This is a genomic window from Gloeomargarita sp., assembly GCF_053491055.1.
This window is the reverse complement of record NZ_JBRCEP010000083.1, coordinates 1-13,437: the sequence shown is the minus strand read 5'-3', so window position 1 is coordinate 13,437 and position 13,437 is coordinate 1. Positions and strand designations below refer to the sequence as shown.

General features: G+C 58.3%; 12 protein-coding genes and 1 pseudogene. 5 read left to right on the top strand and 8 right to left on the bottom strand.

The window, feature by feature from the left end:
- Window positions 1-136: 136 nt before the first annotated feature.
- Genes ACWISF_RS09100 through pds form a run of 3 tightly spaced genes read right to left on the bottom strand, consistent with a single transcriptional unit; the run spans window position 137 to window position 2,988 of the window.
- Window positions 137-673, bottom strand: a complete 537-nt coding sequence (locus ACWISF_RS09100; protein ID WP_448381269.1) for a hypothetical protein — start codon at window positions 671-673, stop codon at window positions 137-139.
- Between the two features lie 2 nt (window positions 674-675).
- Window positions 676-1,575 (bottom strand): phytoene synthase, encoded by a 900-nt coding sequence (locus tag ACWISF_RS09095; RefSeq protein WP_448381268.1) that lies wholly within the window; start codon window positions 1,573-1,575, stop codon window positions 676-678.
- Between the two features lie 6 nt (window positions 1,576-1,581).
- Window positions 1,582-2,988, bottom strand: a complete 1,407-nt coding sequence (pds, locus tag ACWISF_RS09090; protein WP_448381267.1) for a 15-cis-phytoene desaturase — start codon at window positions 2,986-2,988, stop codon at window positions 1,582-1,584.
- Between the two features lie 171 nt (window positions 2,989-3,159).
- Between pds and thrC the strand changes: the two genes are divergently transcribed.
- Complete coding sequence (gene thrC, locus ACWISF_RS09085; protein ID WP_448381266.1) at window positions 3,160-4,449, top strand: threonine synthase; 1,290 nt, start codon at window positions 3,160-3,162, stop codon at window positions 4,447-4,449.
- Window positions 4,450-4,454: 5 nt separating this feature from the next.
- On the opposite strand, the gene ACWISF_RS09080 is transcribed toward thrC, so the two are convergent.
- From ACWISF_RS09080 to ACWISF_RS09070, 3 genes are all read right to left on the bottom strand, one after another.
- Window positions 4,455-4,892: a BLUF domain-containing protein gene (locus ACWISF_RS09080; RefSeq protein WP_448381265.1), complete on the bottom strand. Its 438-nt coding sequence runs from the start codon at window positions 4,890-4,892 to the stop codon at window positions 4,455-4,457.
- A 41-nt stretch (window positions 4,893-4,933) separates the two neighbouring features.
- Window positions 4,934-6,295 (bottom strand): protein kinase domain-containing protein, encoded by a 1,362-nt coding sequence (locus ACWISF_RS09075; protein WP_448381264.1) that lies wholly within the window; start codon window positions 6,293-6,295, stop codon window positions 4,934-4,936.
- Between the two features lie 108 nt (window positions 6,296-6,403).
- Window positions 6,404-7,660 carry a lipid-A-disaccharide synthase-related protein gene (locus ACWISF_RS09070; RefSeq protein WP_448381263.1) on the bottom strand — a complete coding sequence of 419 codons (1,257 nt, stop codon included), beginning with the start codon at window positions 7,658-7,660 and terminating at the stop codon, window positions 6,404-6,406.
- A 163-nt stretch (window positions 7,661-7,823) separates the two neighbouring features.
- Between ACWISF_RS09070 and ACWISF_RS09065 the strand changes: the two are divergent.
- Together ACWISF_RS09065 and ACWISF_RS09060 are read left to right on the top strand one after the other, a co-directional pair.
- A pseudogene (locus tag ACWISF_RS09065) lies at window positions 7,824-8,222 on the top strand (AMIN domain-containing protein); the annotation flags it as partial.
- A 513-nt stretch (window positions 8,223-8,735) separates the two neighbouring features.
- A complete protein-coding gene (locus ACWISF_RS09060) occupies window positions 8,736-9,224 on the top strand; it encodes a M23 family metallopeptidase (protein WP_448381270.1) in 489 nt (162 codons plus the stop codon).
- Window positions 9,225-9,251: 27 nt separating this feature from the next.
- Here ACWISF_RS09060 and ACWISF_RS09055 read toward each other — a convergent pair whose 3' ends face one another.
- Window positions 9,252-9,842, bottom strand: a complete 591-nt coding sequence (locus ACWISF_RS09055; RefSeq protein ID WP_448381262.1) for a GIY-YIG nuclease family protein — start codon at window positions 9,840-9,842, stop codon at window positions 9,252-9,254.
- Between the two features lie 104 nt (window positions 9,843-9,946).
- On the opposite strand from ACWISF_RS09055, the gene ACWISF_RS09050 reads away from it, so the two are divergent.
- Window positions 9,947-11,035, top strand: a complete 1,089-nt coding sequence (locus ACWISF_RS09050; RefSeq protein WP_448381261.1) for an SPFH domain-containing protein — start codon at window positions 9,947-9,949, stop codon at window positions 11,033-11,035.
- A gap of 22 nt (window positions 11,036-11,057) precedes the next feature.
- Window positions 11,058-12,245, top strand: coding sequence for a primosomal protein N' (replication factor Y) - superfamily II helicase (locus ACWISF_RS09045; protein WP_448381260.1), 1,188 nt, complete (start codon window positions 11,058-11,060; stop codon window positions 12,243-12,245).
- On the opposite strand, the gene ACWISF_RS09040 is transcribed toward ACWISF_RS09045, so the two are convergent.
- The coding region (locus ACWISF_RS09040; protein ID WP_448381259.1) for an ATP-binding protein at window positions 12,208-13,437 on the bottom strand (1,230 nt) is incomplete at its 5' end. The two genes, ACWISF_RS09045 and ACWISF_RS09040, sit on opposite strands and share 38 nt — an antisense overlap.

The window sequence follows — 13,437 nt, the reverse complement described above, 5'->3', positions numbered from 1 at the left end:
TCTGCAATACGCAGAGGGTTCTTGCGGAAGCTCCCCGGTCGCGTCAGCGGGACGGAGTCCTTTGAAGCGTATTGAAGCCCGCTCTCTGGCCGTAGGACGTTAGCAAAGCGTGGCGTAGCCATGAGACGGGAGTATGTCACGAAGGGGAGGGCAACCAGGGGGCGAAAACCCGCTGAATGGCCTGTTTTTGCTCGGCGTCGTAGCCCCAGCGTTCCAAAAACTCGCTGTATGGGCCGGGTTCCCCCCCTGCATTGCGAAACAGTTCCTGGGCTTTGTTGGCAATTTGCGGCAGATTTAATCGCTGCATGAGCGTTTGGGTGCGGCGCTGCACGCGGTCAGAACCCTGGGCCATGGCTTCATCCTGGTTGCGCCGGTGGGTGATCCCCATCGCTGTGGACATGGCCAAATTTTTTACCAGTAATTCACTGACAATTTCGGGAGAACTGGCCAGGGCCTGAATGAGGAATTCATCCGGTTGGTCTGCGCGGTCATCTTCCCAAGTTAAATAGGTCACAAAAAAGCCACGCGCGCCATTTTCACTCTGCACCAACGCCTGCACCCCTTGGGCAAAGTGTTGGGCGTCAATTTCCTGATTGATGCGCGCCGCAATGAGCTGTTGCGTTTGCGCAATCGCCTGCTCAAAACTGAGGGATTCGGGCACCTGCACCATCATTATTACACTCCCCAATAGGAACGCCATAACGCCCAGGGCAACCGCAGCAATTTCCCCGGCAAAGAGACATAGGCCCGCCGGTTAAACACATCATAATCGTTCCGTTCGATTTGGTCTAAGATTTGTCGGTAATTCATCAAGGCGGTCCACACCGGCCAGCGCGCATCCGCACACAATTCTTGCACCCCCGGTTCTGCTTGGGCAAAATAGGCCCGCGCCCGCTGAATTTGAAAGCGCATCAACCGCCGCCAGGCCGAATTGATCACCCCCTGTTGCAGTTCCTTGACCGTGTAGCTGTAGGCCGTTAAATCTTCAAGCGGCAGGTAAATCCGCCCCCGCCGCAAATCCTCCCCCACATCCCGCAGGATGTTGGTCAACTGGTTGGCAATCCCCAGGGCAATTGCCGCTTGCCGCACCGTTTCCCCTTCTCGCCGCGCCCCCATAATCGCCAGCGACATCAGCCCCACCGTCCCGGCCACCCGGTAGCAATAGGTCTCCAGTTCCGCAAAGGTTTGGTAACGGGACTGACACAAATCCATGCGCTGCCCGGCAATCATGTCCCGAAACGGCTGAATGTCCAACGGAAATTCCCGCGTGGCCGCATACAACGCCAGGTCATACACATCGCGGGGACGCCCGGCAAAGGTTTGCTCCAGTTGCGCTTCCCAATCTTGCAACGTACTTAGGGATGTCTGGCCACCCTGGGGACCATCTACCAGTTCATCCGTGCGCCGACACCAGGCATAAACCGCCCACACCGCCCGCCGTTTCGCCGGCGCCATCAACAGCGTGCCCAGGTAAAACGTCTTGGCGTAGGTCGCCGTGATCCGTTCACAGGCCGCATAGGCCCGCGCCAGCGCCTCAGGATGGAGTTCTACCGCCAGGGGATAGGTCACCGCCATAGGGATTCAGGCAACGGCAGCAGGAACCGGCACCGTCTGGGAACCATAAGCCGCCACCGCCTGCGCCGCTAGTTTACCAGAAAGCACCGCCCCCTCCATACTCCCCAAGTACCGCTGCATCGTGTAACTGCCCGCCAAAAAGAAATTGGGAATCGGGGTCTGCTGCGTCGGACGGTAGGCTTGGCGGCCCGGCGTGGCCTTGTACACCGAACGGGGCGTTTTGACAATCTTGTACTTGCGCAACCGCGCCGGATTGTCCCCCGTCAAATGCTGGGGAAAAAGTTTGGCCAATTCCTGCATCGTGACCGCCAGGATTTCTGCGTCAGACCGGTCAATCCAATCCTTCGCCGGGGCCAACACCAATTCCAACATGGAACGCTCCGGGTCGCTGTAGGCCTTGCAGGTGTTGCTCATGTCCGCATACACACTCAATACCGGCGAGCGGGAAAACAACAGATGGTCCACATCCGTCAGCTTGCGGTCAAACCACAGGTGAATGTTGATCACCGGCACCCCTTCGAGGCCCGCTAGCTTTTGGAAAAACGGTAAGGATTGCCACGCCGACGGCAAAAGCGCCTTCAGGGCATCTACCGACATGGCCGACACATAGGCATCAGCCTGCACCAGATAATCCCCGCGTCCATCCAACCCCCGAATCACCATCCCCGCCACCGTCCCATCCGAATTCAACACGTATTCCTTCACCGGGGATAACAGATGCACTTCCCCGCCCCGCGCGGTGATGTAATCCACAAGCGGCTGGCACAAACGTTCCGTAGGCGAACCATCCAAAAAGGCAATTTTTGACCCGTACCGTTCCTGCAAAAACCGATTGAGGGCCGTCAGGGGAATCGTCGCCGACACCTGATCCGGGTCGAGAAACGTTAACGCCTTAGACGCCGCCACAAAAATATCACTGTTGACCCGCTCGTCAATCCCCTGTTTGCGCAACCACTCCAGCAACGTGTATCGGTCCATCGCCTCGATATACTTTTGCCCCCGCACCATAGCCGGCCACAGCCCCAGCGCAAAGCGAATTTTTTGCTCCCAGGTGAGCATGTCATTGTTGCGGAGAATGGCAGCAATCACATGAAACGGCGCAGGAATATCCGGCACATCAAACCGCGACAACACCCCCGGCTTTTCCGGCTGATTAAAAATCAACGTGTGCTGTTTCCACTGCAAACGGTCGCTAATGCCCAACTCCGCCATCAGTTGCAACAAATTGGGATAGGCGCCAAAAAAGGCATGCAGACCCGTTTCGTACCAATCCCCCTCCTCATCCTGCCACGCGGCCACCAGACCCCCCAACACATCCCGACTCTCATAAATCAACGGCTGATGCCCCGCATCCACCAAATACTTGCCACAGGCTAAACCCGCTAACCCCGCACCGGCAATCGCAACCCGCATATCCCTACCTAGCCGTCACTCCAACCTAGTATAAGCAAAGAACTCAGTATGTAACAATTCCGTAATATCCCGTAAACCCTGCTAATCCCGACTTTTTTAGTCGGATATGATTTGACGGGGGTCCAGGGCTTTGTTAGGATGGGCACAATTCAGTTTCCAGGCAGGACAGCGATGGTGGCTACCCCGACTCAAACCGCGACCTTTTCCCATTTGCAGTGCAAAGAATGTGGGGCGCAGTACCCTTTGGCGGCGATGCACGTCTGCGAGTTGTGTTTTGGCCCGCTGGAGGTGAAGTACGATATGGCGGCCATTCGCAGGCAGGTGACGCGGGAGGGCATTGAGCGGGGACCCCATTCCATCTGGCGGTATCGGGCGTTTTTGCCGGTGGCCAGCGACCGGCCGCTCGATCTGGGGACAGGGATGACCCCGTTGATTCGGGCAGAACGGTTGGGGCGGCGCTTGGGGCTGCGGAATTTGTGGATCAAAAACGATGCGGTGAATATGCCCACCCTGAGCTTCAAAGACCGGGTGGTGTCGGTGGCCTTGACCCGGGCCAAGGAGTTGGGGTTTACGACGGTAGGCTGTGCCAGCACGGGGAATCTTGCCAATTCAACGGCGGCGATTGCGGCCCATGCGGGGCTGGAATGTTGTGTGTTTATCCCGGCGGATTTGGAGGCGGGGAAAATCCTGGGGACTTTGGTCTATCGTCCGACGGTGATGGCGGTCAAGGGAAACTACGACCAGGTCAACCGCCTGTGTTCGGAGGTGGCCAACAGTCAGGGGTGGGGGTTTGTGAATATCAATCTGCGTCCTTATTATGCCGAGGGTTCCAAGACCCTGGGGTTTGAGGTGGCCGAGCAGTTGGGGTGGCAGTTGCCGGATTGCATTGTGGTGCCCTTGGCCAGCGGTTCCCTATTTACCAAAATCTACAAGGGTTTTCAGGAATTGGTGCAGGTGGGGTTGGTGGCGGACAAACCGGTGCAATGTCACGGTGCCCAGGCCCAGGGGTGCGCCCCGATTGCCCAGGCGTTTGCCGAGGGGCGGGATTTCATTGCGCCGGTGAAACCCCATACGATTGCCAAGTCCATTGCCATTGGCAACCCGGCAGATGGGGTGTATGCCCTGGAGTTGGCCCGGCGCACCGGGGGGCAAATTGCCACCGCCAGCGACCCGGAAATTGTGGCGGGGATTCAGCTGTTGGCGGAAACCGAAGGGATTTTCACAGAAACGGCAGGGGGAACGACGGTCGCCGTCTTGCAAAAACTGGCGCAGGCCGGTCATATTGACCCGGAGGCCCTGACGGTGGTGTACATCACAGGCAATGGGTTAAAAACCCAGGAAGCGGTGCAGGGGGCGCTTGGGGAGCCGTTGACGATTGAGCCGCAGTTGAGCAGTTTTATGCGGGCGTGGGAGCGCTCCCAGACCCTAGAACGGCTGGAATGGCAGCAGGTGCTGGTCTAGCCCCACTAGTAGCGATGCCGGGCCGGGTCAATTTCGATCATAAATTGCAGGCATTGGGTGGGGGTCATGGTCTGGGGGGCAAAGGTGACTTCCCCGGAGTATTTCAGGTAGAGGCGGCGCATTTTTTCGGGGCTATTTTCGTCCAGTTGCACCAGCTTCATGGACCACTCGATGAATTCCCGCTGGAGTACGGGGTCAAAGGCAATCAATTCGACGCTATGGTGGCGGGGGTCCTGCAGGATGCGGTGGTAGGTCTGGCTGATGGCGGGACGACTGCCTTCTAAAACCTGCAAAAACATGCCATTGCCGAAACAGAGCAACCCAGTTAACCCCACCTGGCTATTGTTCACCTCGGATTTGGCCATGATGTCGCGCAAATCGCTGTAGCCCAATTCGGGCACCGCCCGACTCATGTAAATCAGCCGATACAGACCCACAAGCACCTCCGCCGACACCTTTTTTTAGGATAGGCGATTGGGGAACTTCAGCGCAGGGCCTGCCACAACCATTGGGTGAGGGTGACAATGCCCAGGGTAACCAGCGCCAGCACCAAAGACCCCACGCCTAACCGCAGCCCTGCCCCTGGCAGCATCCAGGCCAACAGCAAAAAATTGACCACCCACAGCCCTGCCAGCCAGGGGATGGACAGCCAGGCGCGTCCCCAAAACCACACCCACCCGCCCAGGAACAAACCCAGCAACACACTCACGCCCACCGGTGCGGCCAATTTCACCACCGCAGCCATCACCCACAACCCGGTCACCGCCGCAATCAGAACAATTTGGCCCAGGACGACACGGGCAGTAGGGCGGGGTTGGGGGACAGGCAAAGGGCGCACCACCGGCGGGGGCGACGGGAGCGGGAGGGTGGCAGGACGCAACGGTTTGGAACTGGGGGGCAATTGCACGCGGCGGGGGAGTTGTTGCAACTGCGCGAGCACCTCCGTCGCACTGGCAAACCGTTCCTGCACCCCCGGACGCACCATCCGGTCCAAAATCTGGGCCAGGTGGGAACTGAGATGCACCTTGTCCCGCCATTGCCAGGTTCCCGTGTAGGCGTTGTACAAATCCTCCGGCGGCAACCCGGTCAACAGGCGCAGACAGGTCACCCCCAGCCCGTACAAATCCGTCGAGGGGTACACCTCCCCGCCGTGATACTGTTCCGGAGCTGCATAACCCGTTGTGCCCACCGTGGTCCATTTCGATGTGGCAAACAAATCCCGCACCGCGCCAAAATCCAGCAGGTAAATTTTCCCCTGGCGCTGGCGCATGATATTGGCCGGTTTAATATCCCGATGGACGATATTTCGCCCGTGGACAAATTGCAAAATTGGCAGGATGGCTTTCAATAGCTCGACAATTTTGGTTTCATCAAAAGGGCCTAAGCGCTGCAATTCATGCTCCAAATCCTCCCCGTCAATATATTCCTGCACCAGGTAAAAATGCTCCTGGGTTTCGTGGGGATAGTTCATTTTCGGCACGGTGAGGGGGAAATAGGCGTACAAATCCGGGATGGCATCGTGGTCGTTCCCCAATTTTTGCAACACCGTCGCTTCTCGGGCAAACAACCGCCGCGCCATTGCCACTTCCTCCGCATTCATCCCCTCCGGGCGAAAATGTTTCACCACGCAGTACTCCATATTGGGGAGATAGCGGTCAATCGCCAGAAACGTCGCCCCAAAGCCCCCTTGCCCCAGGGGTTTGATGGGAATGTACGCCCCGGCCAAAATCAAGGGCATCCGACAGGCGCGGCAGTGGATTTGCTCAAGACTGCGGAGTTGCTCCTCGTCAATGTCCACCCGATTGAGCGGGGCCGGGCAACCAGGGCGGGTGCAATACAAATCCATGCCAGAGGAGCGCCAAGCGCGCGTAATGACCCTTGGGCAGCCAACCCAATTACCTGTTATTTTATAGCTCAAACTTGGGCAGCTCTTGCTTGGCCAATCGGCGTGGGCCTAGGTTTCCAGGTATTGCCGGATCACCTGGGCAATGGCAACGCTGGCGCCCGGTTGACCCAAGCGCTTGCGGCCATTGTGGGCAATCAAATTCAGGGTATCCGGGTCAGTGAGAATCTCTTGCAACACCGGCCCGACCGCCTCAGGTTTGTCCACCAGCCGCAGCGAAGGCCCCAGCAACCGCTGTTGGTAGCGGGCAAAACGGGCCGTGTACTGGGGGCCTGGCCCCGGAAAACTCACCACCGGTTTGCCCAAGCCCGCCAACTGTTCCGTCGCCGTGCCTGCCAGGGCAATCCCCGCGTGCGCCCGATGCAGACAGTCGTTGAACTGCCCCTGGGTGACCACCAACCCCACCTCCCCGTAGCCATAGCCCACCCCTGGCCACACCGGCCAGCGATGGCGACGCAAAGCAGCCTGGATCGGTTCCAGGTCCAAACCCGGGGCAATTGCCGCCAGGAAAAGAATCTGGGGGGAGGTCACCGCTTCGACGACCCCCGGCAACGCCTGCAAAATCAAGTCCCAATTCCGGTAGGCCTCTGGTGCGCGAGAACCCGGCAGCAGCACGATCACCAGCGCCTCCGCAAAACCGGGAATGTGCAACCCTCCTTGAGGTTCTAGGGCGTCCATCATCGGGTTGCCCACCCAGGTCACCGGCAGGCGCCAGCGCTTGAGCCAGGTCGTCGTCAGTTCATCCCGGGGAAAGGTCACCAGCGACCGGCGTATGAGCCAGCGTTCCCAGGGATAAAACACCGAACCCGCCCAGCCCTCGCCGCAATGGGTTTTGGGCAAAGGCCCCTGTTCATCCCGGAGATGGTACTCGGATTTGGCGGTCGCCACAAAGATAAACCGCCGCCCACTCTGCCAGGCCAACCACAAGGGCCAAATATCCCCCACCGCCAACACCAGCCCCCGCGGGTTCTGCCGCGCCCAGGCCCGCACCGCCTGCCACTGTTGTCTGACCAACCGCCACAACCCCGCCTGCACATCCTGCGCCCAACCGTTGGACAAAAACCCCCCAGAGGGCAAATTGCGGGCTGGCCCTACCAACGGAATCCCCAGCTGGCGGTAGGTCTGCCCCGTGCCCACCAGCGGCAATGCCCTGAGAACTACATCCGGCTGTTGTCGTTGCAGCGCGGCCAAAATCGTCCCGGCAATCCGGTCCTCCCCATGCCCATTGCTCAAGCACAACAGCCGCATCGCCGCCGTCAACCCTGGGAAATGTACCAGCAGGGATTGAGAGTTATCTGACGATTTCATTTCATTCATTATCGCGAAAATGGGGTCAACGTAAACCGTTAGGGGCCGTCATGAGGCATTGCGGTTCAAGGCTCTTTTGGCAATTGCCGGTCGGGCCAGGGGTGGGAGGGAATGGGCTTGGCCTGCTTGACAAACCAGGCTAAAATGACGGATAAATTGACTGATGCACAGCGCTTCTCACCCGCACCTGTCAAGCTTCTCAACAATAGGGGGATGTATGAAAACGACCTGGCTCCTACCGGGGTCGGTGGGGTGTTGTGTGCTGGCCGTTCCCGCCTACGCTGCCCAGTTAAACAGTTGGCAGTTCCACCCGGATACCTACGTTTTGGAATTTACGACCATCGGCGGGGTGTCTCCCCAAGTGCAGGTATTGGAGCGACCCACGCGGGTAGTGATTGACCTCCCCCGGACCCAATGGCCGACCGGACGGGACATCCAGAATGTGTCGCGGGGGCCGGTGCGCCAGGTGCGGGTGGCCCAGTTTGACGAAACCACAACCCGCCTGGTGATCGAATTTCACCCCGGCACAACCCTACACGCCCACCAGGTAGAGCTACAGGCGGTGGCGCCGGGGCGGTGGCGGTTGCCGTTGCCGGTTGGGACGGCGATGCCCCTACCGGCGGAATTCTTGGCAGCGTCGGGGCCGGGGGCGGTGTTGCGGGGCGTGCGGGTGACGGAGCAGGGCATTTTTCTGCAAACCCAGGGACAAACCAGTGCGACGCGTGTGCAGCGGACGGCCGATGGCCAGCAGGTGTGGGTTGATCTGGGCAATACGGCGCTATCTCCCAGTTATCAATCCCAGCCTTTGCCCCAGTTGGCGTCGTTGGGGGTATCCCATCTCCGGGTCGTACAGGTTGCCAACCGACCGCCGGTGACGCGGGTTATTTTGCAGGTGATACCAGGGCAAACCCAGTGGCAGGTGCAGGTGCAACAGATTGGCCGCCTGGGGGGTGTGCTGTTGGTGCGCGGGGGGGAGACGCCGCCTGTGGTTGTCAATGCGCCCAACCCGGTAACGGCGCCTGACCGGTGGGGGATTGCCGCCGACCCCCAACCCGTTGCCGCCTTGCGCCCGGAGATGCAGCCCCAATCCTGGGCGTTGGGTTCCTTTCCGGTGGAGAATTTCCAGGCCTACACTTCCCCCTTTGGCCCACGCTGGGGGCGGTTCCACTACGGCTTGGATTTGGCGGCCCCGGAAGGCAGCTACGTCCGCAGTTGGTGGGATGGCCGCATCGTGGACATTTTCAACGACGCCAGTTGTGGCACGGGTATGGTCATCCAGTCGGGGCAGTGGGAGCACATCTACTGCCACTTGCGGGGCCGGGCGGCCAGGGATAGCCAGGGGGTGTACTTGCATGACCCGAATAGCGGGTTGAACATTCGCCAGGGGCAGTGGGTCACCGCCGGTCTGCGGATTGGCCGGGTGGGGATGACCGGGCGCACGACAGGGCCGCACCTCCATTGGGGCTTGCGTTATGCCGGGCGGTGGATTGACCCGGCGGTGGTGTTGCGGGAAATGTATGCCCAGCAAAACCGGGAGCGCACCCTCTCCCAGCAGGCTTCCTGAGCCTAGGTTGGCAGGGTGGGGCATTCCTCACTCTGCCACCTGGTAGCGAATCCGCCAAGGTGCTCCCCAACGCCCCCAACTTTCTTGGTTAAACGGGGGCAACCAATGCCGAATCCACGCGCGTTCCCACTGCCGCCGCAACCGGGTTGTCTGGGGTACTTGCCAATCAAACACCCAGTGAATTTGGGTGGGCCATTGGTGGCGACGATGGGCATCTAGGTAATGACTGAGGTAGGTTTTGCAATCGTGCTGTCCCTGCCAGCGCTGGTGCAGATTGGCCGTTTCCCCGATGTACAAAATCAACGGCGCGGCCTGGTCAATGACGAAATAAATACAGGGTTCGCCGGGCACTCCTGGCTTTGGCCTGCGGAAAAAGTGGTCGCTCTGGCGGGGTAGTGCAAAAGGGTTGCGCAGGGGTGGGTCGCCGGGTGTAGCCCACAAATCCGTTTGTTGGTAGGACTCGGCAATTTGTTGCTGCTGGTAGTTAATAACGTTTTGTTTCCACTGGCGCAGTTGTTCCCCTGCCCAAACCACGGGGAATTGGCCGGTGCGATAAACTCCTGGCACCGTCAGGGCGCGCCATTGTTGGGGGGTAAAGACGTTGGTTTGCTCGGACATGGCAGCGCCTGCGCTTGCGGGATGATCAGGGCATCGTTATACTAAAAATACACGCAAGGGGCGGCAGTCGGGTCAACAACCACAGCGGCGAGGGGGGCAGGCTTATGGGATTGGGAAATATCTTTCGCGGCCAACTGATAGATGTCATTGAATGGTTGGACAACACCAACGATACGATGGTGTATCGTTTTGAGCGGTTTAACAATGAAATCAAACAGGGGGCAAAATTAATCGTCCGTCCAGGGCAAATGGCCGTGTTTGTGAATGAGGGTCAGGTGGCGGATGTCTTCCAGGAAGGCACCTATGAACTCTACACCCGCAACTTGCCGATTTTGAGCACCCTGAAGGCTTGGGGCTACGGGTTTAATTCTCCCTACAAGGCAGAAGTTTATTTCTTTAGCACCCGGAACTTTACGAATTTGAAATGGGGGACACAAAATCCGATTATTCTGCGGGATGCGGAATTCGGTTCGGTGCGGGTGCGGGCGTTTGGTTCCTATGCGATAAAAGTCAAAGACCCGCAAAATATGCTGCAAAATTTGGTGAGTACGGATGGGTTGTTTAAGGTTAACGAAATCAGCAACCAAATCCGTAATGAAATTGTTTCTAGCTTTGCATCCTGGTTGGGCAAAAGTAGAATTCCGGTGTTGGATTTGGCGGCGCAGTACCGGGATTTGGGGACAAAAATTCGCACGGAAATTCAACCGGATATTGACCGGTTTGGGTTGGAGTTGACCCAGCTTTTGATCGAAAACATTTCCCTGCCGCCGGAGGTGGAAGCGGTACTCGACAAGCGCACTTCGATGGGAATTGTGGGGGACATGAACCAGTACACGCAATACCAGGCGGCCAATGCCCTGGAAGCGGCGATGACCCATTCCCGGGCGAGTAATCCGGCGGTGGACTGGGGTGTGGGGATGGCGATGGGGCAACGGTTGGCCAGCAGTTTGGGACCTGTCCAGCCGCCCCCAGCGAGTCCGGTGATGCCGCCGCCTCCGGATGCCCAGGTGTGGCATGTTTCCCGGAATGGGCAGAGCTTTGGGCCTTTTTCTCTGGAACAGTTGCTCCAGCAGGGGGTGACGGCGGATACCTATGTGTGGAAAGCGGGGATGGCCGCCTGGATGAGAGCAGGGCAAGTGCCGGAGTTGGCCAGCCGTTTGGGGATGATGCCGCCGCCCCCGCCACCTGCCTAACCGTTGCGCAGAGGGTAAACCGATGACTGCACCCAAGAGCCAGACGCCCACCTATCACGCCTGTCCGCAGTGTGGGGCGAAGGGGCTGGAATTTGCCCCACAGTTGCAGAAGTTGCAGTGTACCTACTGTGGCTGGCAGACGGAGGTGCCCCGGACGGAAGAGGAGATTCACGAGTATTCCTACGAGTTCTTTTTGCAGAAGGCGGACAACCAGCAGGTCACCCTCACGGAACAGGAGATTCAGTGTCCCAGTTGTGGGGCGATAACCACCTTTGACCCGCGCCATGTGGCTGACCTATGTGCGTTTTGTGGCACGTATTTGAATGTCCAGCCCCGGACGAGCAACCCGCTCATTGCCCCCCAGGCCGTGCGCCCCTTTGCTGTGCCGCGCGAGCAGGCGTCTGGGCGACTGTTGCAGTGGTTGGGTCAGCATTGGTTTGCCCCCAACGACCTCAAGCAGTTGGCGCAACCGGAGCGTCTCCAGGGCATTTATTTACCGTTTTGGACGTTTGATAGCCATACCCGCAGTTTTTACCGGGGTGAACGAGGGGAATACTACTACGAGACGGAAACCTATCGGGATTCGGATGGGGAATTACAAACTCATGAGGTGCGCCGTACCCGTTGGTACAGTACTCAGGGCTGGGTGGAGCGGTTTTTTGACGATGTGTTGGTGCCTGCGACCCGCTCGGTGCGGACCCGCCCCTTGGAACGGTTGATGGGGTGGAGCTATTCCCCCTCCGACTTACGAAGCTATTCCCCGGCTTTTTTGAGTGGCTATCGGGTGGAGCGCTATCAAGTGCCCTTGCGGGAAGCCTTTGCCCAGGCGCAAAAGAAAATGGATGCGGTGATTCGGGAAGATGTGCGACAGGATATTGGCGGGGATGAACAGCGCATTCACAGCATCAAAACCCAGTACAATGCCGTTACGTTTAAGCATGTGCTTCTGCCGGTGTGGTTGTTCAGTTATCGCTATCGGGGCAAAGTCTATCAGGTGATGGCCTGTGGGGTGACGGGGAGAATCCTGGGCGACTACCCGCTGAGTATTTGGAAGGTGGCCTTGGCGGTGATCGTGGGGTTAATCGTCGCCGGGATCGCGTTGTGGGCAATTCTCGAAGCTGAACAAGAACCCCAATGGGAGCCGCCCCGTCAGGAACAGGGTTACACACTCCCTAAACCGTCTGCAGTTGGACAGCCGGACGCAGGCTGAGGGTAAAACAGGTTTGCCCATCTCCACTGGTGACGGTAATCTGTCCGCCCAGTCGTTCCACCAAGCCTTTGACCAAAGCCAAGCCCAAGCCTGTGCCCCCGTACTGCCAGCGGTCGTACTGGGGAATGCGGTAGAACTTCTCGAAAATGCGCTGGTGTTCGCTGGGGGGAATTTCGACGCCGGTGTTGACCACCTGCACCTGCACGGTGTCCTCAGTGGCAAAGGCGCGCACGAAAATCTGTTCCCCCGGCGGGGTGTACTTACAGGCGTTGGTGAGCAATTCATTGATAATCCGTGTCCAGATGGTATTTTCCAGTAAAACTGGCGGCAGGGGTTCGGCTAAGTCCAAATGCAGAGTTTGTTGCTGTTGGGCGGCACGTTCTGCAAAAGGGGCAACCAGCGCAGGTAACGACACCCGCAAATCCAGCGGTTCCCCCACCGGACAGGTAGAACTGGACTCCAGCCGCGCCAAATCCAAAAGGTCATTTACCAGGTCAATTTCCCGTTGGGTTTCCTTCTTGAGAATAGTTAGGTATTTGACCAAAGGAGCTTCGGGGTCGTTTGGGAGCACATTCTGACGTTTTAGTGCCAATTCCAGCATCTTGGTCGCCATTTGGATATTCGTCAGCGGGGTGCGTAATTCGTGGGACACCGTACTGACAAAATCATCCTTGAGCTGGTTGAGGCGAGTCAATTCCCTGATTTGCAGTTCGGCAAATTTCTGGTCGGTCACATCCACCATCACCGAAATCAGCGACAGATGGGTGGCGCTAAAACGACATTGCACCATGATCGCTTCGTGTAACCACAATACCCGACCGGTGGGATGGTCGTAGCGGTAATAAATCCCCACCTGCGGTTCTCCCTCCAGCAGTTTGCGCCAGGCGGGTAGGACTTCACCCTGCCAATCCTCCGGGAAAATCCGCTGTTGCCAAAGATTGGGCTGTTCAGACAACGTGTTGATGGGATAACCCAACAGTGTCTCCGTATAGGGACAAAGGTACTCCCAAACGAAATGCTCGCCCGGTAATAACTGCCAATGGATGATACTGGCTGGAGAATTATCCAATATAAAACTTAATTGTCGTTGGGAAGCCTGCAACTGTTCATGGATTTCCGCCCGGTGAATGGCAATTGCCAGGTGTTCGCTCAGCCGTTGCGCTAAAGTAACTTCTTCCTCATGCCAGGGGGA